Genomic DNA, 1,330 nt, shown 5'->3' on the forward strand with positions numbered 1-1,330 from the left:
AGCGCTGCGGTTAGCTCAGCCATATACTGCTCAAAGCGTTTGATGTCCGCACGATTGCGAATAGCAATAGGCATTAGCGCGATATCCACGCCAGCGTTAAACGTTTCAATGGTTGCATCGACTGGATTAAAAAAGTCGCTGATCCCAGCCATATCTAGCGCATCGGTGACGGTCACGCCTTGGTATCCCAACTCGTGTCTCAGTAGTTGTGTCATGATCTGATAAGACATAGTCGCAGGTCTTATCATGCTCTCACCTTGAGAGTTAACAACTTTACTGTTGTCGAGCGCCGGATATTGAATATGGGCGGTCATTATCATGCCAGGAGGTGATGCTTTGATTATTTCGGCAAAGGGCAATAAATCTTGCTGGTTAATTTTGTCGCGGTCGTGATCAACACGAGGTAGTCCCGTGTGGCTATCAACATGTGTATCACCGTGGCCAGGAAAATGCTTTAGCGCAGAGAGAACACCTGCGGCCTCAAATGCTTTTACCTGAGCAAGACCTAATTTGGCGACCACAGTTGGATTTTCCGAGAATGAACGCACATTGATCACCGGATTGTTCGGGTTGCTGTTCACATCTACCGTTGGGGCGAAGTTTACGTTGATCCCTAAGCTATTTAGCTCCTTTCCAATTGCGCTTGCCACTTTGGTTGCGTAAGTATCACCCTGTTTTGGATAGGTTGCTCCAATACTCATATTGCCGGTAAACGACGTTGCTTGTTCACGATTTATTCGCGCAACTCGGCCACCTTCTTGATCGATGGCAATAAATAAAGGAAGTTGACTTTTACTTTGTTGTGCCGCACTTTGCAAAGCATTGGTTAGACTGACGATTTGCGCGGTGTTTTGCACATTTTCGGCGAACAAAATGGCGCCGCCGATGTCGTATTTACTAATTAATTCGGACAGCTCAGGCGGTAAAGTTGTCATCGCTGCTCTACAACCTCCACTTGGCTTTTTGCTTTCACCGCAGTAATAGCGGAAATCGAGCATAAGCTTTTGTCCAAGCATTTGCGAAGTGGTCAGTGGCACTTGTGCTGCTGTTGCGTGAGCTGAAGTGATGAAACTCATGAATGTGATAGTTCCTAAAGTAGTGAGCAGAGATAATAATCGCACAATCAATAATAAACGCTGAATAAAATTGCCTACACTTTAACATTGATTTAGAAGCGACTACAAAATGCTTTCTATTAGGGCCTGTTGCTCTTTCAAGTTTGTTTTTGCAGCAGTTTGATTGGTATTTATACAAGGCAGAGCCAGCGTAGCATAGTCATTCTATGTAAGTCATGCGATAAAGACATTGTGCTACTGCAAAGTCAAATTAC

1 protein-coding gene is annotated in these 1,330 nt (G+C 44.8%); it reads right to left on the minus strand.

Annotated features, from left to right (window positions below):
* Window positions 1-1,076 (minus strand): glycoside hydrolase family 3 N-terminal domain-containing protein (locus CWC03_RS23130; RefSeq protein WP_283234913.1); only part of this gene is annotated, 1,076 nt, incomplete at its 3' end.
* Between the last annotated feature and the right edge of the window lie 254 nt (window positions 1,077-1,330).

This window comes from Pseudoalteromonas sp. S2755, assembly GCF_005886535.1.
Taxonomy (GTDB): domain Bacteria; phylum Pseudomonadota; class Gammaproteobacteria; order Enterobacterales; family Alteromonadaceae; genus Pseudoalteromonas.